The sequence below is a fragment of the Halobacillus rhizosphaerae genome (assembly GCF_046719735.1).
Taxonomy (GTDB): domain Bacteria; phylum Bacillota; class Bacilli; order Bacillales; family Halobacillaceae; genus Halobacillus_B; species Halobacillus_B rhizosphaerae.
The window spans coordinates 44,642-68,118 of the sequence record NZ_JAUTWQ010000021.1; the positions used below are offsets into that span (position 1 = coordinate 44,642).

The 23,477-nt window shown below is 42.8% G+C and carries 24 protein-coding genes; 13 read left to right on the plus strand and 11 right to left on the minus strand.

The genetic code is table 11. The annotated features are described in order from the left end of the window. Nucleotides 1-27 precede the first annotated feature (27 nt). The 4 genes from asnB to ku form a co-directional block, all read right to left on the minus strand. Nucleotides 28-1,527, minus strand: coding sequence for an asparagine synthase B (gene asnB / locus Q7A53_RS17920; protein ID WP_411790570.1), 1,500 nt, complete (start codon nucleotides 1,525-1,527; stop codon nucleotides 28-30). A 319-nt stretch (nucleotides 1,528-1,846) separates the two neighbouring features. After that, a complete protein-coding gene (locus Q7A53_RS17925) occupies nucleotides 1,847-2,443 on the minus strand; it encodes a Fic/DOC family protein (protein ID WP_411790571.1) in 597 nt (198 codons plus the stop codon). Beyond that, nucleotides 2,436-2,615 (minus strand): hypothetical protein, encoded by a 180-nt coding sequence (locus tag Q7A53_RS17930; protein ID WP_411790572.1) that lies wholly within the window; start codon nucleotides 2,613-2,615, stop codon nucleotides 2,436-2,438. Before Q7A53_RS17930 ends, Q7A53_RS17925 begins: the two co-directional genes overlap by 8 nt. 99 nt (nucleotides 2,616-2,714) lie before the next feature. Beyond that, on the minus strand, nucleotides 2,715-3,548 hold the full coding sequence (ku, locus tag Q7A53_RS17935) for a non-homologous end joining protein Ku (protein ID WP_411790573.1): 834 nt from the start codon (nucleotides 3,546-3,548) through the stop codon (nucleotides 2,715-2,717). A gap of 105 nt (nucleotides 3,549-3,653) precedes the next feature. Here ku and ligD point away from each other — a divergent pair, with 105 nt between their 5' ends. Continuing rightward, the gene (gene ligD / locus Q7A53_RS17940) at nucleotides 3,654-5,420 is read left to right on the plus strand and encodes a DNA ligase D (protein WP_411790574.1); all 1,767 of its coding nucleotides are present in this window, start codon (nucleotides 3,654-3,656) and stop codon (nucleotides 5,418-5,420) included. 617 nt (nucleotides 5,421-6,037) lie between these two features. On the opposite strand, the gene Q7A53_RS17945 is transcribed toward ligD, so the two are convergent. The 4 genes from Q7A53_RS17945 to Q7A53_RS17960 are packed head-to-tail and all read right to left on the minus strand — an operon-like array spanning nucleotide 6,038 to nucleotide 10,739. Next, entirely contained in the window at nucleotides 6,038-7,594 is a 1,557-nt protein-coding gene (locus tag Q7A53_RS17945; protein WP_411790575.1) for a long-chain-fatty-acid--CoA ligase, read from the minus strand. 58 nt (nucleotides 7,595-7,652) lie between these two features. After that, complete coding sequence (locus Q7A53_RS17950; protein WP_411790576.1) at nucleotides 7,653-8,420, minus strand: 3-hydroxyacyl-CoA dehydrogenase; 768 nt, start codon at nucleotides 8,418-8,420, stop codon at nucleotides 7,653-7,655. A 3-nt stretch (nucleotides 8,421-8,423) separates the two neighbouring features. Then, nucleotides 8,424-9,578 carry a thiolase family protein gene (locus Q7A53_RS17955; RefSeq protein ID WP_411790577.1) on the minus strand — a complete coding sequence of 385 codons (1,155 nt, stop codon included), beginning with the start codon at nucleotides 9,576-9,578 and terminating at the stop codon, nucleotides 8,424-8,426. A 12-nt stretch (nucleotides 9,579-9,590) separates the two neighbouring features. Continuing rightward, entirely contained in the window at nucleotides 9,591-10,739 is a 1,149-nt protein-coding gene (locus tag Q7A53_RS17960; protein WP_411790578.1) for an acyl-CoA dehydrogenase family protein, read from the minus strand. Nucleotides 10,740-10,915: 176 nt separating this feature from the next. Between Q7A53_RS17960 and Q7A53_RS17965 the strand changes: the two genes are divergently transcribed. The 8 genes from Q7A53_RS17965 (at nucleotide 10,916) to Q7A53_RS18000 (ending at nucleotide 15,788) form a co-directional block, all read left to right on the plus strand. Beyond that, nucleotides 10,916-11,158 carry a spore germination protein gene (locus Q7A53_RS17965; RefSeq protein WP_411790579.1) on the plus strand — a complete coding sequence of 81 codons (243 nt, stop codon included), beginning with the start codon at nucleotides 10,916-10,918 and terminating at the stop codon, nucleotides 11,156-11,158. A gap of 14 nt (nucleotides 11,159-11,172) precedes the next feature. Further along, on the plus strand, nucleotides 11,173-11,415 hold the full coding sequence (locus tag Q7A53_RS17970; RefSeq protein ID WP_411790580.1) for a spore germination protein: 243 nt from the start codon (nucleotides 11,173-11,175) through the stop codon (nucleotides 11,413-11,415). 21 nt (nucleotides 11,416-11,436) lie between these two features. Then, on the plus strand, nucleotides 11,437-11,898 hold the full coding sequence (locus Q7A53_RS17975) for an Hsp20/alpha crystallin family protein (protein ID WP_411790581.1): 462 nt from the start codon (nucleotides 11,437-11,439) through the stop codon (nucleotides 11,896-11,898). Nucleotides 11,899-11,916: 18 nt separating this feature from the next. Beyond that, a complete protein-coding gene (locus tag Q7A53_RS17980; protein WP_411790582.1) occupies nucleotides 11,917-12,354 on the plus strand; it encodes an Hsp20/alpha crystallin family protein in 438 nt (145 codons plus the stop codon). Between the two features lie 68 nt (nucleotides 12,355-12,422). Then, nucleotides 12,423-12,833, plus strand: coding sequence for a hypothetical protein (locus Q7A53_RS17985; RefSeq protein ID WP_411790583.1), 411 nt, complete (start codon nucleotides 12,423-12,425; stop codon nucleotides 12,831-12,833). Between the two features lie 224 nt (nucleotides 12,834-13,057). Further along, nucleotides 13,058-14,242, plus strand: a complete 1,185-nt coding sequence (locus tag Q7A53_RS17990; protein ID WP_411790584.1) for a S8 family peptidase — start codon at nucleotides 13,058-13,060, stop codon at nucleotides 14,240-14,242. A gap of 154 nt (nucleotides 14,243-14,396) precedes the next feature. Then, a complete protein-coding gene (locus Q7A53_RS17995) occupies nucleotides 14,397-15,632 on the plus strand; it encodes a helix-turn-helix domain-containing protein (protein ID WP_411790585.1) in 1,236 nt (411 codons plus the stop codon). Between the two features lie 18 nt (nucleotides 15,633-15,650). Next, complete coding sequence (locus Q7A53_RS18000; protein ID WP_411790586.1) at nucleotides 15,651-15,788, plus strand: hypothetical protein; 138 nt, start codon at nucleotides 15,651-15,653, stop codon at nucleotides 15,786-15,788. 99 nt (nucleotides 15,789-15,887) lie between these two features. Here Q7A53_RS18000 and Q7A53_RS18005 read toward each other — a convergent pair whose 3' ends face one another. Then, on the minus strand, nucleotides 15,888-16,631 hold the full coding sequence (locus Q7A53_RS18005) for a Cof-type HAD-IIB family hydrolase (protein ID WP_411790587.1): 744 nt from the start codon (nucleotides 16,629-16,631) through the stop codon (nucleotides 15,888-15,890). A gap of 366 nt (nucleotides 16,632-16,997) precedes the next feature. Then, on the minus strand, nucleotides 16,998-18,149 hold the full coding sequence (locus tag Q7A53_RS18010; RefSeq protein WP_411790588.1) for an IscS subfamily cysteine desulfurase: 1,152 nt from the start codon (nucleotides 18,147-18,149) through the stop codon (nucleotides 16,998-17,000). Between the two features lie 105 nt (nucleotides 18,150-18,254). Between Q7A53_RS18010 and nadB the strand changes: the two genes are divergently transcribed. The 4 genes from nadB (at nucleotide 18,255) to Q7A53_RS18030 (ending at nucleotide 22,351) form a co-directional block, all read left to right on the plus strand. Beyond that, complete coding sequence (gene nadB / locus Q7A53_RS18015) at nucleotides 18,255-19,814, plus strand: L-aspartate oxidase (protein WP_411790589.1); 1,560 nt, start codon at nucleotides 18,255-18,257, stop codon at nucleotides 19,812-19,814. Continuing rightward, entirely contained in the window at nucleotides 19,795-20,664 is an 870-nt protein-coding gene (gene nadC, locus Q7A53_RS18020) for a carboxylating nicotinate-nucleotide diphosphorylase (protein ID WP_411790590.1), read from the plus strand. The genes nadB and nadC overlap by 20 nt, the downstream gene beginning before the upstream one ends. Continuing rightward, entirely contained in the window at nucleotides 20,651-21,757 is a 1,107-nt protein-coding gene (gene nadA, locus Q7A53_RS18025; protein ID WP_411790591.1) for a quinolinate synthase NadA, read from the plus strand. Before nadC ends, nadA begins: the two co-directional genes overlap by 14 nt. Nucleotides 21,758-21,892: 135 nt before the next feature. Then, nucleotides 21,893-22,351, plus strand: coding sequence for a DinB family protein (locus Q7A53_RS18030; RefSeq protein WP_411790592.1), 459 nt, complete (start codon nucleotides 21,893-21,895; stop codon nucleotides 22,349-22,351). A gap of 60 nt (nucleotides 22,352-22,411) precedes the next feature. Here the strand turns inward: Q7A53_RS18030 and Q7A53_RS18035 are convergent, their stop codons facing one another. Beyond that, nucleotides 22,412-23,119, minus strand: coding sequence for a DNA alkylation repair protein (locus Q7A53_RS18035; RefSeq protein WP_411790593.1), 708 nt, complete (start codon nucleotides 23,117-23,119; stop codon nucleotides 22,412-22,414). Nucleotides 23,120-23,477: the final 358 nt, after the last annotated feature.

Below are 23,477 nucleotides of genomic sequence, written 5' to 3' on the forward strand. Positions count from 1 at the left end.
CATTAAAGTTTAGGTCCAGTTATAAATCTATGCCGTCGCCCAGCGGCCAACCGTTTTTAACATGGAAGTTTGCGGGAAATGTTTTCTAAAGATTTGATAATAAAAGGCTTCTTGTTTAGAACGCACTTCCACAGCAGCTTCCGCTTGTATCGAAGCAAACTCTTCATCGGATATCGTTTTTTCAGCGTAAGAATCTAATAAATCGAGAGCTCCGCTGCCTTCAGAGAACTCCGCTTTCTTTCTCCAAAGTACTTCCTCTGGGATTTCACCATCAAAGGCTTTTCGCAGCAGCCATTTTTCCATGCGATCTGCTTTATGAATCTTCAAATCAGCAGGGATCCGCAATGCATTTTCTACAACGTCCAAGTCTAGGAACGGCACTCGCAATTCCAGAGAATGGGCCATGCTCATTCGATCTGCCCGTTGAAGATTCACGTGGTGCAGCGTATTTAAAATACGGATGATCTCTTTATTTAAGGCAGCCGTATCCTGGAAGTTTTCCATATAGGCATACCCAGCAAATAACTCATCAGCACCCTCACCAGAGAGAATCACCTTCACATGCTCAGAAGCAAGTTTTGATACAAAATAGTTAGGAATCGCACTTCGCACGAGAGATGGCTCATAGGATTCCAAATGATAAATCACATCGGAAACGGCCTCAATAAGTTCTTCCTGTTTATAAATATATTCATAATGCTCCGTCCCGAGGGATTCCGCAACCTTTCTGGCATTAATGACATCTGCACTGCCTTCTGCCCCTACACAAAATGATTTAAGTTGTCCCTGTTGATACTTCTTAGCAATCGCCGCGATTAAACTGCTATCCAGACCCCCGCTCAGTAAGACTCCTACTTCAACATCTGCAATCAGACGTTTCTGCACAGCAATCTCCATAGTTTGACGAATGTGATGATTGACATCACTTAATTGCTCTTTACTGAATTCATAATCAGGAGATTCGATTTTCCGATAGCAGACAAACCCTTTTTCCGGGGTGAAATAATGACCGTGAGGAAACTCGTGGGCCTGTTTTACAAATTTATAAATCGCCTTAAGCTCAGAAGAGAATACATATTTACCTTCATCATCCACTCCGTAATACAATGGCTTAATTCCTAGAGTATCTCTCGCAACAATAAAGCTTTGATTTTTTTGGTCCGCAATAAAAAAGGCAAACATTCCATCCAGTTGATCGATCGCTTCCACACCTTTAGTTTCCACTAATTTTAGCGCAACTTCACTATCGGAGTGGGTCAGGAAATTCGTTTCTTGCTCCAGCTGTTCCTTGATCGATGCATAATTGTATATTTCCCCGTTACATACTATCCATTGGTCTTCCGTTTCATTGTGAATCGGCTGAATTCCGTCTTCTAGTCCGATGATCGATAAACGGCGGTGTCCTAAGTTGACATTGTCTAATAGAACAGACTTCCCTTCATCTGGGCCGCGATGATGCAAAAGGTTTAAAACCTCATCCATTTGTTCGGCATTCACTTCACCCATGGAAACGAATATTCCACACATAATTCAAAATCCTCCTCAATCTATTTAAAAACCTTTATTGTTTGAATCGACTTAAAATGCTACGCTTCTTCCATTCTTTCGGCAACCTCTATTTTCGGGCATAAGGGTGAATATCAGTCTACATTTCTTAACATGGTCTATATATTGGAGAGTACGGCAAAATGCTCTTAAATACGAAGAAGATCGATCATATCCTTCAATTCCAAAAGTACTGCGACTAATGTAACATCCCTATATTATTTCTAACTACGAAAAACCCGAACCAATATAATAATGGTTCGGGTCTTCGAATGAATCGTATTCTTTTATCCAGCTCTGTTTAGTTCAGAGGGGTTAAGGACTGACTAATTACTTTCTCCAGAGGAGCAAAATCCCTCACCGACTCTATACTTGCCTTCAATACCTCTTCTTTCGGTCTTGCTGCCCAATTCAATTCATAAGTCGCTTCAAGCGCTAAGCAGCGGATATATTCCCGCAAACTTCTCCCATTTCCTTCTCGAAAGGGATGAAGCACATTCAATTCTGCCATGTAGTAAGCCAAGCGATTGGCGAGAAGCTCCTGACTCATCTTCTCCCAATCCTCTTCAATTAATTGGCCAAACAATGTATCTGCCGACGATTTGATAAAGGAAGCCTGGGCAAACGAAAACCCATCCTTCGTTATGTTTTCTGTTCGCAGTTCTCCCGCAAAGGGATATAAATCCTTAAACAGAATTTCGTGGATTCTCTGCAAATGCCGCAGGTCAAAGTCTCCTGTAACAGGATGTTCCTGAAGCTCTGACAAACGCTGAGTCGCAAGAATGGTTTCCATGCTTTCCAGCTGCTTGTCATCCATAATGTCGTAATGATTAATTAATATATTTGTGCCCCTATAACAATAGCGGGAGGATCCTCCCCCATACCTTGAATTAGGCATGACGTGATAATTCCAAAGCCCGCTTTACAAATTCGTTATGAGTTATGGCACCGGTCAGACGTTTTAATATTAAAGATTCCTGCTTTCGATTCAGGCAAAAACCTTCTATTGCCATAGAAGCTTTTGCGGAACGCATCATCGTTTCTGCCTGCTCTTCTGAACGCTCACTCATTTACATACCTCCGACCATAGTGATCTACTATATATTATACTACAATCCAAGGAAAAAATACAGGCGGTTCGTCCGACAAAATCCTTTTACAGCGCACTTTTAAGAGGTTTTTTTCTTCGTTTTTGCTGTCGTTTTCCGACGGGTTGTCTTCTTTTTTGTTCCTTTGGTGCTTTCTAATGATTTTTCTAAGGCATCCATTAAATCTGTGACGTTCGGTTGCTTTGGTTTTACTTTAGCCGTGGTGACTTCTTCGTTATTCTTCTTCGCTTCGATAAGCTCCATTAGAGCTGTCCGGTACTCATCTTTATATTTCTCTGGATCAAACTCCGCTGTAAGCTGGTCGATCAATGAAATGGCAGTCGTTAATTCTTTTTTACTTAATTCGGTCTCTGCTGGTACATTCGGAACGTCCTGCACATTTCGTACTTCATCCGGGAAGTGAATGGTTTCCATAAGCAGTGTATTTTCATAAACTCTGACAATCGCAAGCTGCTCTTTAGAACGGATAATGATTTTTGCAATACCAATCTTCCCTGTCTCCCCCAGTGCTTCCCGCAGTAATCCATAAGCTTTCGTTCCTCCTTCATTAGGAGAAATATAATAGCTGTTCTCAAAATAAATGGGATCGATTTCCTCTAATTTCACAAAGTCGAGAATTTCTACTGCTTTGTCTTCCTGTTCCTTTTTCAAGTCACTTAGGTCCTCTTCATCAAGCACCACAAACTTATTTTTAGCGTACTCATAGGCTTTCACAATTTCTTCTTTCTTTACTTCACGATCACAAATGGGGCAGCGCTTCTTATATTCAATGGGTGATTGGCATTCTTTGTGCAGCTGTCTCAATTTAATATCTTTATTTTCAGTTGCGGCGTGAAGCTTAATTGGTATATTGACCAGTCCAAAGCTGATCGTCCCTTTCCACATCGTATGCATATAGCTCACTCCTTTAGCTATAGCTTTTGTTAAATCCATACAAATATGATTAAAAACTAAAGGATGTTAAAAACTATAATCATTAAAAAGGGAGGCTTTCCAACAATGAAACCAATGCTGCTTACTATGTCTGAAGAAATTCCTCGTGGTAAAAACTGGGCGTATGAAATAAAGTACGACGGTTTCCGTGCCATTTTACAATGGACAGTGGATGGAATTACCCTCACCAGCCGAAATGGAAAAAATCTCTCAGACCAGTTTCCAGAGATCTTAGAGATAGCCAAAAACACGGACAAACCTGAACTCCCTATTCAACTTGATGGAGAGCTGACGATATTAAACACCCCATACCAAGCCAACTTTTCTTTATTGCAGCATAGAGGAAGATTGAAAAGTAAAACGAAAATTGAAGCTGCCTCGCTGAAGCGTCCCGCTACCTTCATGGCCTTTGACATGCAGATAACCCCTTCAGCTACTTATGATCAAAGGAAAAAAGCATTGAAAACCATTGTAAAAAGCGTATCCTCCCCCCGTCTTCAATACGTGGAAGATTTTAATCAACTCGATAAAATTAAAGAGCTTGCCTTTCTTCATTTAGCTGAAGGGATTGTAGCAAAAAACAAACATAGCACCTATCAGGAAGGGAAAAGATCAAAACAATGGCTGAAAATAAAGCAGTGGCGGACGGTGTCAGGATTTCTCAGTGATTTTCATGCAAATAATGGCTACTACCACGCGAACATATGGACGGGGAAAAAAGAAAGCTCCCTCGGATCTTTTAAACACGGGCTAACAGCAGAGGAGGCACAAACGCTGACTGCCTTCTATAAGAAAAACGGAAAAAACTCTGGTCAAAGATGGACGCTGGATCCGAGTATTTGTGTCGACCTCCATTGCTTAGGAGCAAAAGATGGAGAATTGCGAGAGCCTTTATTCTCTGATTTTCGCTTTGATCTTTCTCACGAGGAATGCACAGCTGAAAAAGTTAAATACGACCTAGCCTTAATGCCTGAAGATGCAGAAATTACGAAACCCGATAAGAAACTATGGCCGGAAGTTACTAAACTTGATTATCTTTTGTATTTACGGCAGATTTCACCCTACCAGCTTCCATTACTAAATAACAAAAAAATCACTCTCATTCGCTACCCGGATGGGATTCATGAAAAATCCTTCTACCAAAAACATCTGCCAGACTACGCCCCCGACTATATTCAATCCTGGCAAGAGGGAGAGGAATTTTTTATTTTAGCTAATAACTTGCGATCTTTGTTATGGATGGGGAACCATGGGGCTTTAGAGTACCATATTCCTTTTCAAACAGTGGATTCAGCTTTTCCTGATGAGATTGTCTTTGACCTTGATCCACCCGATAGAGAACACTTTCAATTAGCGATACTGGCAGCTCAGTTGCTCAAGCATCTTTTAGATCGAATGGAAGTGCATAGTTTTGTGAAAACTTCCGGAAATAAAGGTATTCAAATTCATATTCCTCTTATGCCAGGCAGCATGAGTTATGAAGAAACACGAAGGTTCACTGAAGGCTTAGTCCGTCTTTTAGTAAAGGAAGAACCCAGGCTATTCACCATTGAACGGCTTAAAAAAAACCGGGGAAACCGTCTTTACCTTGACTATATTCAGCATGCGGAAGGAAAAACGATTGTTGCTCCTTACTCCCCGCGAGCTACTAAAGAGGCAACTGTCGCTGCTCCCGTGTATTGGGAGGAAGTAAATGAAACATTACACCCCACTGATTTTACGATTTTCAATGTTGTTGACCGAGTGAAAGAGTATGGTTGTCCTTTTTATGAATATTCTCGAAAGCGTCAAATTCAACCTGTGGAGGTTATGAAGTCACTTTCGGTGAAATAGTCTTGGTTCTGTCGAATATTGCCCGGGAAATAATTTCACTCTTAATAGTCTCCTTTAAAATTTTAATAAGTACGCATAAGTGCCAAGATAATTCTAGTACTTCCTCCCACCGTACAGATCCCTTATCTGGAAGACATCGTTTCGAGACGTCTTGAGAATTCCGTTATTTTTAAAAGTGAGTAGAGGTCGGGGAAATATCAATAGATGTGGGCTAAATAAGATACTTCTTCCTGTAAGTAACACGAGAACAACATTAAGATTCCCACTTCTTTATATATGTGGACACCTTGGATGATTTCGAGAGAATCACCCGGCAATAAGTCCGGAGGGGGACGGGGAGACTCCTGTGGGATGCACATGACAGGTGAGATCCGGGAAGGCATCGCCTGAGGAAGCTCAGCGCATGCCCACGGAAAGCGAGTCGTCCCCCGCAGGACTTTCAACACGCAATAAAGCCTCGAAATCAAGTATTAGAGAACAAGAAAACCTAGTTAAAGAGCAACTCATTTTTTCGTAGAATAATTAATGTAATATCTTAGTTCTGACTTTGACCTGCAACTGCAAATTAACTCATTCCACAAGAAAAGCTCGGAACATAGTCCCGAGCCTTCTCAGTGTCATTCTAATACGCTAGCTGACCGCTCCCTCAGTTTAAACTTCTGCAGCTTTCCACTTGCATTTCTGGGCAATTCCTCCACAAATTCATATCGCCTCGGTCGTTTGTATCTCGCTAAGCTATCACTCGAGGCACAGAATTCATCGAGAATTTTTTCATCTAAGGATTCATCCTTCTTAACTATATAGGCTGTCACTGTTTCTCCCCACGTTTCGTCTGGTTCTCCTACGACTGCGGCATCGAGGACCCCGGGGTGCTCAAATAAGAGATCCTCCACTTCTCGGGAATAAATATTCTCTCCCCCTGAAATGATCATATCCTTCAGCCTGTCCCTTACCCAGAGAAAGCCATCTTCATCGTAGGTGCCAATATCTCCAGAGTGATACCACCCTTTAAAAAGCGCCTCGTGAGAATCCCCGGGTCGATTATAATAACCCGGCATCATACTGGGCCCCCTCACGATAATTTCACCAAGTTCACCCGGCTTGCAAATATCTTCAGGCTCTGATGGCCAGCCCTCTCTCGTTCGTACCACCCTGACTTCATGATTGAGCAGCGACCTGCCGGCAGACCCAGCTTTAGTTACTTGATCTTCTTCAGATAAGGTTGTAATTGCCGGCCCCATCTCTGTCATACCATAGGCCTGAATTAACTGTATTCCTAACACATCATGGAGCCTCGTGGTTAAAGCAGGTGCCATAGGAGCTCCTCCGTATAGTCCTTGACGAAGAGTTTGGAAGTCCTCCTTGTTGAAGTTTTCTTGGATCATCATGTTCCACATCGTTGGAGCAGCAAAGAATGTGGTAACATGCTCTTCCCGCACTGTCTCAATAACTTTTGCCGCTTCAAAATGATGAAGAACGACCGTGGTACTTCCGATCAGCACGCGAGGGAAAAACGCACAATGCAATTCAGCACAATGAAACATCGGAGCGACGGATAACCCTCTGTCTTCATTCGTCAGTCTTAAGCATGCCGCCATAATAAGTGCTTGGTCCATCATATCTCTATGCGTATGAATCACGCCTTTTGGCATGCCAGTAGTTCCAGACGTATACATAAGGGCATAAATATCGTCTTCGTCTAAGTTACAATCTGGTCTTCTATTAGAAACCTGGTCCATCTGCTCATAATAATTCAGGACATTTGCGAGGTCGTGCTCATCGATCGACCAGAATTGCATGACAGCCGGGTCTTTGATTAACGGCTTCATTTGTTCGGATGTTGCCTTTTCAAACATTACGACTTTTGGTTCAGCGTCATTTATAATAAACTCTATTTCTTTGGAGGAAAGCCTGAAATTAATTGGATTAAATATCGCACCTATTTTCATACAAGCAAATAAAGTGGTAGCAAATTCTGCAGTATTGAACAATACCGTTGATACTTTATCGCCTTTTTCCACCCCGGCTTCTCTGAGAGCATTAGCCAGCTGGTTTACCTCTAAGTCCCACTGGTGGTATGTCCATCTAATTCCGAGACGAGAATCCACTAAGCCCTCTTTTTCTGGATACTTTGCCACCGTTTGCTCAAACATACTTCTCAAATTTGGTCCCATTTTTTTATCGACTCCTTTGTATGATTTGACACAAAACCTGACCGACTCCTACAGACAGTTATTTCGGCTGCATGCGTATCGCTCCGTCGAGACGGATCACCTCCCCGTTCAACATGACATTTTCAATGATGCTGACTGCTAACTTCCCGTATTCCCAGGGCTTACCCAGGCGGTTGGGGAAAGGAGTTAAATTTCCTAAAGCTTGCTTGGCTGATTCAGGCAGAATTTCAAACATAGGGGTTTCAAATACCCCAGGAGCGATCGTCATCACCCGAATACCATAGCGGGCAAGTTCCCGCGAGAGAGGAAGAGTCATGCTAGCTACTCCCCCTTTGGAAGCGCTGTAGGCCGCTTGGCCGATCTGTCCTTCAAATGCAGCGATGGATGCTGTGTTAATGATTACACCCCGTTCGCCTTCCGAATTGGGCTCATTTTCTTCCATTCGTTTTGCTGCCAGCCGTATCACGTTAAAGGTTCCTATTAAATTGACTTCGATTACTTTAGTAAAAGAGGCAAGAGCATGAGGACCCTCTTTTCCAACAACTTTTTCAGCAATGACAATTCCTGCACAGTTGATAACCGTATTAATTAGTCCGAATTTTTCTAGTGCCAATGTAATCATATGATCAACTTCTCTTTCAGAAGTAACATCTGCCTCTTGGAATAAAACTTGCGGACCAAGTTCCTGGACTAATTTCTCCCCTTTTTCAATATCGCGATCCGCTATAACTGCTTTTCCTCCTCTAGAAACAATGGTGCGAACAGTGGCTTCTCCTAATCCAGAAGCTCCTCCTGTCACAATTGCAATCACGTCATTTAAATCCATGCTTTAATCCTCCAGCCTTTCAATGATCGTCGCATTTGCCATCCCTAAACCTTCACACACCGCTTGCAGTCCATATCGTCCTTTGCTTCTCTCCAATTCATGCATCAAAGTAGTCATCAGTTTGGCACCCGTAGCTCCCAGCGGATGTCCGAGTGCAATGGCGCCTCCGTTCACATTTAATTTTTCAGGGGGCGCTCCCGTTTCTTTCAGCCAGAACAAGGGCACCGGCGCAAAAGCTTCATTGACTTCAAAGAGATCTATATCATTGATGCTCAGTCCGGCCTTTTGCAAAACTTTCTGTGTAGCAGCGACGGGGCCAGTCAGCATTATCGTGGGATCTGAACCGACCACAGACCGCGCCACTACCCTGAACCTTGGTTTCAGACCGAGTGATTCAGCTTTGCTCCTGGACATTAATAGTACTGCCGCCGCTCCGTCGCTCATTTGGCTGGCATTGCCCGCTGTAATTCTTCCTCCTTCTTTAAAGGCAGGTTTCAATTGGGCAAGTGCCTGTATATTTGTCCCCGGCCGTGGACCTTCATCCCTCGTCACCGTTGTCAAGCTTCCATCCTCTAGAGGTGCCTCTACGTCCATCAGTTCTTTGGAGAATCGTCCTTCTTCTATGGCCTGTAACGCTTTTTGATGACTGCTTACCGCGTACTCATCAAGCTCTTGTTTACTTAATTCCCACCGTTCTGCAATTCGTTCAGCTGAGAGACCCTGGTTAATCATCTCAAATTTATTCGTTAATTGATCACTGCTTGCTGCTCCTTGCATATTTGAAAACATAGGAACCCTTGACATACTTTCCACACCCCCGGCAATCACTACGTCCATATCGCCACACGCTATGGCCTGGGATCCAAAGTGAATCGCCTGCTGACTCGATCCGCATTGCCGATCGATAGTGACTCCTGGGACCTCTATCGGAAAGCCGGCAATCAACGCGGCCACCCTGGCTATATCGCCTCCTTGCTCTCCAGATTGAGATACGCAGCCAGCAAGTACATCTTCAACGACGCTGCCATCAATTCCTGACCTTTCCACCAATTCCTTGAGGACCATGGCGAGCAGCTCATCGGGTCTAATTTGGCTTAGAGCACCATTTCTTTTTCCAACAGGAGTTCTTACTGCTTCGATAATAACAACTTCGTTCATTTATTCATCCCCTTACCTAAGTCCCATTTTCTTCGCAATAATGGACTTCATAATCTCGTTAGATCCTGCGTAAATGGCGGTCACTGGAGCATCGCGGAACCTTCTGGCAATTTCATATTCTTCCATATAGCCATAGCCCCCGTGCAAATGCATGCAGGACGACGCCACTTTTTTCACAAGATCTGTAATCCACCATTTGGCCATGGATACTTCCTTAACGACCTCTTCTCCATTCATATGAGCGGTTATAGTACGGTCAAGAAACGTACGACCGATCTCTACTTCTGTTTGTAATTCCGCTAAAGTGAACTGGGTATTTTGAAAAGAGGCAATAGAATGTCCGAATGCTTTCCGCTCTTTTACATATTTAACCGTTAATTCAATCATTCGTTCACACGCTGCAATTCCGCCTATTCCTACGATTAAGCGCTCCTGCTGCAGCTGGTTCATTAGGTAGTAAAACCCCTCGCCCTCTTTACCGAGAAGGTTTGTGACAGGCACTTTGGCATCTTCAAAGATGAGTTCTGCCGTATCCTGGCTGTGAAGACCGACTTTATTCAGCTTTTTCCCTCTTGTAAATCCTGGGGTATCCTTTTCTATAACTAGCAGACTCATCCCTTTATGAGGAGAAATCGCTTGTTTATTTGTTTTACATACCACGATAATCAGGTCAGCTTGTATTCCATTTGTAATAAAGGTTTTTTCTCCATTGACTAAATAATAGTCTCCTTCTCTATCGGCTGAAGTACGGATCGCGGCCAAATCCGACCCCGCTCCTGGTTCGGTCATCGCTATAGCTGTAATCATTTCACCTGATGAACATTTGGCAAGCCAACGTTTCTTTTGTTCATCCGTTCCATACTCGTGTAAATAGGGAACAACGATATCATTGTGCAGACCAATACCTATCAGCCCTGTCCCTACCTTTTCGAGCTCTTCATTAATCACAACCGAATAACCGAAGTCCGCGTCGACTCCGCCGTATTCTTCACTTAGCCAAGGACAGAGATACCCTTGCTGACCTAACTTCTCCCAGAAAGCTCTCGGAACCGCCCCCTGCTGCTCCCATTGATCAAAATAAGGGTACGCTTCTTTATTTAAAAATTTCCTCAGTGACTTTCGTAAGATTTCATGTTCTTCCTGTATGTAAGAAGCTTTCATGGCAACCTCCTATTTCATAACCCGACCCATAAATTTTTCCATACTTTGTTATTCTTCCTCAGTAAGATATATTCCTGCTGTTTTTCAGGAAACGCTTTCAACAAGTTCTTATAACGTTCTCCATTTTTTTCGCATACATTACAAGATATATGGGGAGAAGAGGAGGAGTTTGACGTATGCCGTCCATTAATAACATTTACAATATAAAAATAAACAGCATCTCTAACAATGGCTCGATTAACATTGGCGATGCTCTTCATAACGCTCATACGGCAAACTCGAAAACTACGGGACAGAACTCTTCCTTCGGCGATGCTGCCCCTGCAAGTGCAGGTATGGAAAACGTATATATTGATCCAGACGGCAATGATCAAGGCGATATTGGCAACCCTGCAAATGTAAATTCTACTCAGCAATAAGAAAGGAGTACCTCATGCCATTTGTTATTAATATTTTTAACGTAAAGACCAACGGAATCACCCAGAACGGCAACCTGGATATTGGCGGGGTTGTGCACAACAGTCACACCGCAAACTCAAAAAATATCGGAGTAAACTTTTCTAATGGAGACCTTTCCTGTTCAACTTCCTGTATGGCAAGCAGCTATTTTGATACAGATGTGTCGGATCAGGACCAAATTTTTAACCCATCAACGCCCGTTACTAATCAATTTTAGCGTTAAGAAAGAAGGAGTTATATGAATCCTTTTCAGTCTTTATTTCCTTTTGGCGAAGACGTTGATAAATGGATGAAAGCTTCCCAGTCGAATGATATTCATAAATTTGTGAATGGAGTCTTATCGAATTCCATGCCTAAAGGACTTGCTCAAATGCCGGGATTTTCTAACATGGGGTTTTCAAATATGGGTGCGGAACAAGCAAAGTTAAATGAAACCGTTTTTGATTCACATGACCATGTGTATGTGAAAATTCCGATTCATGATCCAAGCTCATTGGATTCGCTGAAAATCTATCATAAATCGTACCAATTAATCATTGAAGGAGTTCCATACAAAGGCGATCTTCATACGATTACTCTCCCTTCCCTTGTTCGCAAAAAAGGAACAGTGGCCAGATACCGGGACAACGAGCTGCAAATACGTTTACCCAAAAAAATTGACACCCAGTATTCTGAGGTCAATATTGATAAAGATTTATAGTGAGGGAGGTGTGGGGGCATGGATACGGATAAACTTCAGCAATGGATGAATATTGCTAAACAGTACCAGAATGGCGACTTCTGGACACAAGTGTTTGATAAAGAAGACCACGCCTTGGAATTAGACAATAGAGAATCAAAACGGTTATTCCCGCCTGCTGACGTGTATGTGACCGCTGAAGAAGTTTACGTGTTTATAGAACTTGCAGGCGTCCCAAAAGAAGATATTCAGCTCACTTTATCCGAGCAAGGGTTAAGAATCAGGGGAAAGGTTCCTCCTTTGCTGCAGGATTTTGAAACCGTGCAGCATGAACGAACTTATGGTGAATTTGACCGAACTCTGCATTTACCTGAGCCGCCTGAGAATGCTCCACTGCAATCGAAATATGTCAATGGCTTGCTGCTCGTCAGATATAAGAGAATTAAAAAAGCCGAGCGCAGAATTTTAATTGAATAAAGAAGGAGGGGAGTCTCATCGCACTATTTCAAAAAAACCTGCCGTCGCTCACTCAAAGAATTGAAAACTTGGAGACTAAAATCAAGCACATCCAATCCAAGGAAGTTCAAACGCATCGTCTTCGAGAAAAAGAAAGGAATCGCCCTCTCTCTCCTCCTGCTAATAAAGAATTAGAAAGGGCAGTGACTGAAGCACTTGAGAGCCATATGAGCGGAATTTACCAGAAGTTGAATAGAAAACTAGCAAAGCGACTCCAGCTTTTCGAAAATGAAATTGCTGAATTGAAGCGTTCCGTTGAACACCTTGCTTCCACTGAATGTTCAGGCACTCCCAACCTTTATGTAGAGCAGCTTTATCTGGATAAATTCGAAGCGGTTAATAACATTGAACAAATCGGCGTTAGAGAATTAAGCGGACACTTAACGATTGGCACCCATCATTCGCCTCCTGTGCCGGATGATTTGTCGAATGAGAACTAACATCGCCATAACCTTTCGATTGTTGAAAAAAAAACTCAAAAACATGTATTTCATTCATAGCTTTAGTTCATTTTTTATCCATACCCCTCTGGTATATACGGTGTTACAATATTCACTAAAGATAGAATATTCAGTTAATTATAGAGAGGGGGTGATCTTTCAATTAGGACAAGCACTGTATAGTTAGTTTCAGGATGAAAATATAAATAGCGAGGTGGAGAAAAGTGAAGAGTGTTCCCTTGTTGAGTCAATTGTTCCTAGTGTTCACATCAAAATTTGCCTCTGGTGTTTTCTCCAAAAAAGATCATAAAAGAAAAGATGTCCGTGTCCTAATCAAGGCAAAGCAGCGAGTGAAACATAAAAGTGCCAAGAAAAAATTCGGAGTCCGATGGAATTTTGATCAAGGGTTTTCGACAATTGTGTCAGAGAAAGACTACCAATTACTTAAACAGAATAACAACTATCATATTCGCCTCGTTCCTAAAGTAAAGCTCGAAGACACTCTTCACTCTGGGCCAAATTCCGCCTTACCTAAAGAGCAAACCCCGTGGGGCGTTAAAGCGGTGTGTAATGAGTCTGGGCTAGAATCAGCTTCTGGAGGTGAAAGCATCCGGGTCGCTATTCTCGATACAGGGGTCTACATTAACCACGTAGATCTAGCAGATAATGTTGAGGTTTGCAAAGATTTCCGCCGTGCAGACTCACCCGTAGAGAAGGAAAACTTCCTGGATGAACATGGACATGGTACCCACGCCGCTGGTACGGTACTTGCTAATGGGGGATGCGACGGTTTAGGAATATTTGGCATCGCTCCAGGAGCAAAGCTTTGGGCTTATAAGGTTCTCGGCAAAAACGGGACAGGCTATTCCGATGACATTGCCTATGCCATCCGCCACGCAGCGGATCAGGCAGAAGAAGCCAACACCAAAGTAATCATCTCCATGTCCTTTGGAGAAATTCATAAAGATCCTCTCATCTCAGACGCAGTCTCCTATGCTGCGGAGCATGGCGCTTTAGTTATTTCCGGCACAGAAACCCCTTCTCTGGAAGCAAATAGTAAATCAGACACCTCTCAAAAAAGTAAAAATTCCGGCAGCCATACCTCCCTTTCCTCCCTATCACCGCTCACGAAAAATTTGAATACTGCGTTTGAGGATGACGATTTAACAATGTGGGCTCCCTCCACCGCCATTGAATCCACCTGGATGAACGGCGGGTACCAAACCTTGAGCGGGAGTTCATTGGCGGTCCCGCATATTTCAGGCTTGGCCGCTAAAATTTGGAGTCAGGAGCAGGACCTTTCAAACCATGCTTTAAGGCAAAAGCTTCAAACGCTTGCAAACGAGGCTTATAAAGAAATGCCAACTTCCAGTGAAGAACACAGTTGCAGGTATGCGGTCATGAAGTAATCCTCCCCGGTTCCAGCCAAAAAAGCACCGTTATTCATCTGAATAACGATGCTTTTTTAGGCCTATGGAAGGAATTTAGATCCCTTGGGTAGGATTATTATAGTTTATGATCGAATGGAACAAACATTCCTATGTTTTTTAAAAAAGGAGGTGGTTGACTATTCTTGCTGGACAGCTTATTCAATACTTCCGACGACAATCTGGACTCACCCTTGAGCAATTATCGAAAAACATCTGTTCGATTACCTACTTGAGTCAATTAGAAAATAATAAACGCCTGCCTAAAGAAGAGATTCTTCTGGAACTTTGTGCCAGGTTAAACTTGGATATAAAGAGAATGTACAAAGCTGACTCCCTGAAACTAAGAAAAGACTTACTTTCTTTCTATCATTTTATCCAACAAAGAAATGAAGAGGAAGCAGACCGTATGTATCATCTCATAACGGCTGCCTTTCATAGTCAACAGCAAAACTATCATATGGAACTCTATTATGAACTGTTTGTTTTGAATTATTTTCTATTTAAAAAAGACCTGCCTGCCTTTCAGGAATGTTACACCCTTCTGGACTCCAAGCTATTGCTCATGGATAAGGAACAAAGGTACTATTTTGAGACGATTAAAGGAACGTATGCTCTCTCCTATTCATCGGTCAAGGATGCCCTTACCTCCTTTCACCTGGCCCTTTCACTCGAAGGAAAAGGAAAACGAGGCGACCTCCCTTACAAAATGGCCATCGCCTACAGCAGACTTAATCGTTTAATCCGGTCCAATAGCTGTGCAGAAGATGCCGTAGCTTTATTTCAGGAAGAATTAAACTATTTAAAAGTGATGGATTGTTATATGATCCTGGGCATTAACTTTAATCTACTTGGGGAATATGAACTTTCAGCTTCCTATTTCCAGAAAATGATTGATAGTCCCATTAATGACCTTGATCCATCCTTTGAAGGGATGCTCTATCACAACTATGGATATTTGCTCTATAATCAGAAGAAGTTTGAAGAGGCGGAGATTCACCTGAAAAAATCGCTGCATATACGGAGTAATTCTCCTCAAGCCTGTCTAGGTTCGCTCTTTCTTCTAAGCAAGGTCTATATGATTATGAATAATACGGAGTATGCAAGCATATCTATTAATCAAGGGAAAGAAATAGCAAGCAGTGAAAATAATAAAGAGTACTTGCTTAAGTTCAATTTTCTTTCCTGCCAATTTAGAGAAGCTGATCAGCAAGAAATAGAGGAGCTGTTAAAGAATCATATCATTCCTTATTTTGAGAGATATGGAGATGAGGATGACTTTCACTATTATGTAAAAACACTTGCCGACCTCTATTATCGTCAGCATAAATATAAGTCAGCTTCTGATTATTATAAGCGGATGATTACCTAATTTAAAGGGGGAATAATGATGAAGAAACTTTCAGCTTGGTTAGCTGGCGGAGCTTTAGCCCTTATTTTAGTGTTTGGATTCGGTCAGTTAGATACAGAGACAGCGGAAAACTTGAATTACCATCCTGTTAATGATGCAATCTATCCACCAGCTTAAATCATAGATACATGGTTTGCCCGCCTTAAGCCACCATCATTTGGTATCTCAGGATAATGAAATAGAGCCAGCCCCTTTACAAAGGAGCTGGCTCTATCATTATTGCTGCAAAACTTTTTCTATGGCTTTTGCAACTCCATCCTCATCATTGGAATCGGTCACCCAATCCGCTTCTTCCTTTACTTTATCCTGGGCATTTCCCATCGCCACACCTACGCCAGCCTCACGGATCATTGCGATATCATTCATGCTGTCCCCTACCGCAAGAACCTGGTCCATAGAAAGGTCCAGCCACTTACTGACTTTGAGCAGAGCGGAAGCTTTATTAACTCCCACGGCATTAACCTCAATATTAGTAGGGCTGGAATTGGTCACTTCAAGTTCATTATTTTGATTTAATTCCTGCAAAATCACTTCTCTTACTTCATCATCTTCAATGTCAAAACCAAATTTAAGCCACTCATACTCTTCTACCTCTTTTTCAAAAGGGTTATAGGTATTGTAAAGGCCTTGAACAGTGGAAGACCAAAAGTAGAGACCATGCTCCTTTTTCAACTCCCACAAACGCTGTACGTGTTTGTTATCGAGGGGGTTCCTTTCTACCAGCTCGAAATCATGGTTATAGATTTCACTGCCATTAATCGTGACAATGTAAGATGAGCGGCCAAGTGATTCAGCAATATCACGGCATCTTGATAAGGAACGCCCCGTACTAAGGACGACATGAATCCCTTTGTCTTTCGCTTTCTGTATCGCTTTATAATTCGTTTCGGATACTCCTCCATTTGAATGTACGAGAGTACCATCCATATCTAGAGCAATTAGTTTTATATTAGTTGTCATAAAGGTTCACGTCCTCTCTTTTACTCTCTCTATTCTAATACATTCTGTTTCACAGATACAATCTCCCGATGATTTTACTTATTTAACACTAGCTCCGAAATGATAAACTTCTAAAATCTATTTAAAGATTTATCAAAATAGGTTTAACCAGACATTATTTCAGGAAAACATTATGCAAGTAACGAACTAGAAAAGAGTGATCTCATGGAAACGGTTTTTATTAAAAGAATCATAGAAAAACGTACGAATAAAAAATCCTCCAAAAAAGCTAAACGTTCATAAAAAGCATAAAGGATAAAAAAACGCGTGTCATCTGATTAAAAAGATCTTGATGACACGCGTTTTAATGGAATCAAAATTTCATTCTTATCTGACCTCTGCAGATTCATAGGGGGGACTCCCCTTTCTAGTACGAATTAAGCTTTTCAACTGGGAGGCTAAAGCTTCAACGTCTGCGATACTAGTTTCCTTTCCGAAGGAGATACGGAGAAAAGTTTGAGCAGCAGCTCGTGTATATCCCATGGAAAGAAGTGTTTTAGAAGGCTCCTGCTGACCCGCTTGACAGGCAGTACCTGTGGAGACCGCAAATCCCTTTCTATTCAACTCGAGCATCATCCATTGTCCATCTATATCTTTTATACACATTCCGAGAATTGGACTGCGTTGATGCTGCAGCGGATGCCCAATCCATTCAATCCACTCTTCAGACTCCTCCATCGCACGAATAAAGTGTTTCTTTAAAGAATAAATCCACTCTCCGTGCTCTTCGCTGTGCAGTAAACTATTTGCCGCCGCCTGTGTAAAACCGGCCACACCGGGTAAGTTGACTGTCCCAGGACGAACCCCGCCTTCATGAGTTCCATGTGGCATCGCTGATTGAAAGGAAATAGACGGCCGAATATATACGGCCCCGACTCCTTTAGGTCCATATATTTTATGGCTCGACAAAGAAAAGCTGTCGAACAAAGCAACATCTATGCCTTTCCCAAAAGCCTGAACACAGTCGCTATGAAAGTATACTCCATGTTTCCTGCAGAGCGCAGCTATTTGGTTGACTGGCTGTGCAGTTCCAATTTCACCATTTATGGCTTGAATCGTAACCAAAGCTGCCGGAACCTTCAAAGCATCTTCAAGTTTCTCCAGATTAACGATGCCTTCCGCAGTATACGGTATTTTAATGACCTCGAACCCTTCCTCTTCAAGCTTTACTAACACATTATGGATGGAAGAATGTTCGGCTGCTGAGGTGATAATCCTTTTACTGCTGCCGTTTTGTGCTAAGGCTTGAATAGCCAGGATATTACTTTCTGTCCCTCCACTTGTAAAATAAATTCCTTCCTGTTCAACTTCCAGCCCGTCGGCTAAGGACTGCCGGCAATGGGTAAGCAAATCATGGGCTTTCGAGCCGATATCATGCAAACTGCTCGTATTGCCGAAATATTCTTTCGAGGCATGAACAAAAGTATCCAGCACCTCGGAGTCCATCGGGCACGTGGCTGCGTAATCAAAATACTTCATCAGCCTCTCTCCTTCCGTGTTTTCCAAATAAAGTACTTGTCATAAGTTTAAATCTATGTAAATATAGGTGTCAATACACACGTAAAGTTAACAGGAGGATGGCTCATGAAAATGGCAGATGTAATCATTGTTGGCAGTGGAGCTGCGGCGTTACAGCTTGCTGGATGTTTACGCAAGGAATTGAATGTGATTATTCTCACAAAGTCATCCTTAACGACTAGTAATTCTTCGCTTGCTCAAGGAGGCATTGCTGCGGCATTAGACCCTATCGATCATCCGACATTTCATTACCAGGATACGCTGGAAGCTGGCCGCTATCACAATGACCCTGCCGCGGTTCTTCAACTCGTTAAGCAAGCACCTGCTATGATCAAACAGCTCATGGATAAAGGGTGTAGCTTGGATCTGCATGAGAACGGCACACCTTTGCTAGGAAAAGAGGGATCTCATAGTTACCACCGGATTGTTCATGGCGGCGGTGATCAGACAGGCAGGAATATTATCGATTGTCTTATCCACCAAATTGGACGCAACGTACAAGTCATCACCCAGGAATTTGTGTACGAGCTTATGCTTGATAAAAATGGGGCATGCTGCGGCGTTAAGACGAAGGATAAAACAGAGCACATTCATACTTACACTGCCCCTCATGTAGTTCTTGCCACGGGAGGCGGAGGGCAAGTCTATTCTCTCACCTCCAATTCTTCCGCTGCCACCGGTGATGGTTTTGCTCTCGGGTATCGGGCAGGAGCAGAGCTCGCTGATATGGAGTTTGTTCAATTCCACCCTACATTAATTTATAGGAATGGGCGGACAGGCGGCCTAGTTTCTGAAGCCGTACGCGGGGAAGGAGCCATTCTAGTTAACAGCAGAAATCAAGCCATTATGAAGGGGATTCATCCGCTTAAAGATCTGGCTCCTCGTCATATTGTCTCGCAAACTATTTTTTCACATATGCAAGCAGGAGAAACCATTTACTTAGATGTTTCTGCAGTAAAGAACTTCAGCGAGCGATTCCCAACCATCTCTGCCGCTTGCCAGAAAAATGAAATCGACCTTCAAAACGGCAGAATTCCTGTCGCCCCTGGCTGTCATTTTTCTATGGGTGGGATAAAAACGGACACTTTCGGCCGTACATCCATAACCGGTTTATATGCCATCGGCGAAGTGGCATGCACAGGTATTCATGGAGCTAACCGGCTGGCCAGCAATTCTTTACTAGAAGGACTTGTTTATGGAAAGAAGCTTGCCTCGCTCCTTAATAACATGGAACCCCAGCTTAGAACTGGTCCAGTCGCAAAAGTGAAAAATTCCGCTAAGACGTTTAGCATTCCAGATCCAGTAGATTTAAGAAAGAGAATGATGAAGAATACCGGAATCGTACGGACAGAGCACCAGCTGCTCTCCCAAATCCAATGGTTGGAATCATTTAACATAAATGCCTGGACGAGTGAGGATTTATCCTTCCTCTCCAGAACTCAAATGACTGCTGGATTTATGCTGCTCACGGCCTGGTTAATCACAACTTCAGCTCTGCAAAGAACGGAAAGCAGGGGCGGACATTATCGCATTGATTTCCCTGAAGAAAAAGAAAACTGGAGAAATAGCCATGTAATCAAACAGATGATGAAAAGGGATGAAACCTATGAATACATTAAAGCTTAAACAAATGTTAGAAAACTTTTTCATAGAAGATATCGGCGAGCAGGATCTTACGAGTGATTCAATATTCGAGTCAAACAAGTCGGGTGAGGTGCAGTTCACTGCTAAACAAGCAGGTATCCTTTCTGGCGTGTCCATTATTGAAACAGGCTATACCCTATTGGACGACACGGTAGAAGTGACACGGCTGAAAAAAGACGGAGACCCTGTGAGTTCTGGGGATACCATCGCTGTTGCTGGTGGGCCCCTATCCAGCCTTCTAAAAGGTGAGCGCGTCATTCTTAATCTGCTCCAGCGAATGAGTGGAATTGCCACTCTCACAAACACAGCTGTACGAACTTTAAACAGCCGCCATACAAGAATCTGCGACACTAGAAAAACCACTCCAGGTTTAAGAATGCTAGAAAAATATGCCGTTCGAACTGGAGGAGGATTTAATCACCGCTCCGGTCTGTATGATGCAGTAATGATTAAAGATAATCATATCGCACTTTCTGGCTCAATTACGCAAGCTGTACATTTAGTAAAAGCCAAGCTTGGCCACATGGTGAAGATAGAAGTAGAAACGGAAACGAAGGAACAGGTCTTAGAGGCAATCGACAATAACGTAGATTGTATTATGTTTGATAACCGTTCTGTGGAAGAAACAAAAGAACTGGTAAAGCTAGTCCCTCCTTCGATTCTTACGGAAGCTTCAGGAGGAATTACCATAGATCAGCTAGCTTCTTACTCGGATTCAGGAGTGGATTATATTTCGCTGGGGTACTTAACTCACTCCGTTCCTGCCTTAGATATAAGCGTTCAGGTTTATGCCCATCAGAACAAAGGAGGAAGATCCGTTGAACTTATTTGAAACGTTGAAAACGAGTAAACCGGTCATGCCTGATCTGTATCACCAGCTTTCTCACGAAGAATTAAGAGAAAGAGTGCAGCAAGTTAAAGAGCGAATGGGAACCAGACTTTTCCTTCCTGGTCATCACTACCAAAAGGATGAAGTCATTGAATTCGCTGATGCGAGAGGCGATTCCTTAAAGCTTGCCCAATTATCCTCCAATCAATCTGATGCAGAAGCTATTGTGTTTTGCGGTGTCCATTTCATGGCGGAAACAGCCGATATCTTAACGAGAGCCGACCAGAAGGTTTACTTACCAGACTTACGAGCAGGCTGTTCAATGGCGGATATGGCTGATTTAAACCAAACAGAAAAAGCGTGGGAAAAGCTCCAGGAACATTTTGACGACACGATCCTGCCGCTGACTTATGTAAATTCCACTGCAGCTATTAAAGCCTTCGTCGGAAAACACGGCGGCGCGACCGTAACCTCTTCAAATGCAGAAAAAATGATCACATGGGCCTTTGAACAAAAAGAACGCATCCTGTTCCTTCCTGATCAGCATCTCGGCCGAAATACAGCCTACAACCTTGGCGTCCCATTAGACCAAATGGCCGTTTGGGATCCTATTACAGAAGCCCTGTTGTTTGAAGGATCTATAGAAGACATTCAAGTCATTCTGTGGAAAGGCCATTGTTCCGTCCACGAGAACTTCACGGTCGATAATGTCAGGAAAGTAAGGGAGCAGCATCCCGACATGAAAATCATCGTCCATCCAGAGTGCCGAAGGGAAGTAGTCGCCATATCAGATGACGCGGGATCCACCAACCATATTATTCAGACGATCAACCAGGCACCCCCCGGGAGTTCGTGGGCGATCGGAACAGAAATGAATTTAGTAAAGCGGATTATAGATGAGCATAAAGATAAGCATATTATTTCGTTAAATCCATCCATGTGTCCGTGTTTGACCATGAACCGGATTGACCTTCCCCATCTTACTTGGTGCTTAGAAACGGTCGAAAATGGAGACCCGCATAATACGATTGAAGTGAAGTCTTCGATCGCTATTCAAGCGGAAAAAGCTTTAAACCGTATGCTTATACGGGCATGAAGAATCGGATCCCCTGCGGCAGCTTTTGCTATAGAATCCATTGTCCCTCTAATCCCTATTAGTTGACCTTAATCTTTATGAGGGCTACCTTTATAAGTGGCACGATTAATTTAGATTGAGGAGGACTTGACTCTTATGAAAAGTAGTGAAGTATTTATTAATAACTTTCTGACTCACCGGGAAGTAACAAACCAATTAATTGAAAAAATTGACCGTGACAACTACGATTACAAGCCAACACCAACATCTATGGAAGCTCACAAACTTGCTGATCATATCTTAAAATCCCTTTACACATTTGCTCAGCTGGCCCATCAGCAGAACCCTGAGCCACTTTTTAGTGAAGAGGATACCACTCCATTAACGGAGCGTGCGAAACGTTACACGGAAGAAACGATCCGTTTAGTCACAGACCTTTCTGACGAACAACTGAGCGAAGTCCTTAATGTTAAGCATATGTTAGGAAGAGATATTCCAGCTGGCGCGCTTCTTCAATTAGGTCTTGATCATGAAATTCATCATAAAGGCCAATTGTTTGTTTATGTGAGAGGAATGGGTAACACAGAACTTCCTTTTTATGTAAAATTTGAATAGTTATTAAAGCGGTCCGATCATATATGGGCCGCTTTTTGATTGCTTAATTTTTCTGCACGACTAGCAGATGCATGTTTTCCGCTTCTTCCCAATCACAGAGCGCTTTTCCATCTTCTCAATATAGGAATAGGCATCGGGTACTTTACAAGCGGTATCACCCATGTTTACGCTGATTTTCCCAATCGATTGAGCCACCCTTTTTGCTTCTTCATGAAGATGTTTATAGTATCCGCCTGTACTAATCACAAACCCGTTCATCACATATCTGACCCTGTTCGGCTGCTCATGAATGCTTTTCTCTATGTGATGCAGCAAATTCTCCACTTCTTCGTAACTAATGTCTTCATCCGGTGTAATTGAGAGGTAATTGGCATACGTGCTCCAGCCTGCAGTCCTGAGACCTTCTTCATCAGCGTTTATCCATTCTCGTGCGAGTTCGAGCGCAAAGTTAGATTCCGCCGCTACTTGAGCTACGGTATATTCATAGAGCATATACCAGTTCGCTTGTTCTGCCCATTTTCGAAGGTCTTCTTTTGTCATTTTTGTTGGATTGACGGCTAGTCCTGCTAGATACATTGCGTCGCTGTTTCCGGAATCATAGAGTTCCATAACGAGTTGTTGGTCTTTTTTTACTTTTTTAAGCAGGTGTTTTTTTAAATCGCCTACTTTCACTCCAAATATCGGTTCCTGGGCACCGTGATTAATCCAAATGCGTTTCGTCTGTTCACTGCCTAGTTCTTCTAACTGAGTCATCACTTGATTATACATTCTGGTATCCGCTCCTTTTTTCGATACTATTAAGTTTGTAAAACAAATGAAGTCTCCTCGGTTACCTATTGGTATATCTATTTCAGTACAATTGCTTGACTTCAAGAAAAGTGAAGGATTGTAGAAGACTCGATTTCGAGACTTTTGATGAGAATATAGAGGCTGCGGGGAACGACTCGCTTTCCAAGGGCATGTGGTGAGCTTCCTCAGGCTTTGCCTTCCGGGATCTCACCTATCATGTACATCCCACAGGAGTCTCCTCGTTCCCCTCCGCCCCTTGCCGTATACTGTTCTCGAAATCTACACTTCAGGCAGTATTGAAAAAAACATATCTTTGAGCGGAAATTCCGCTTCAATA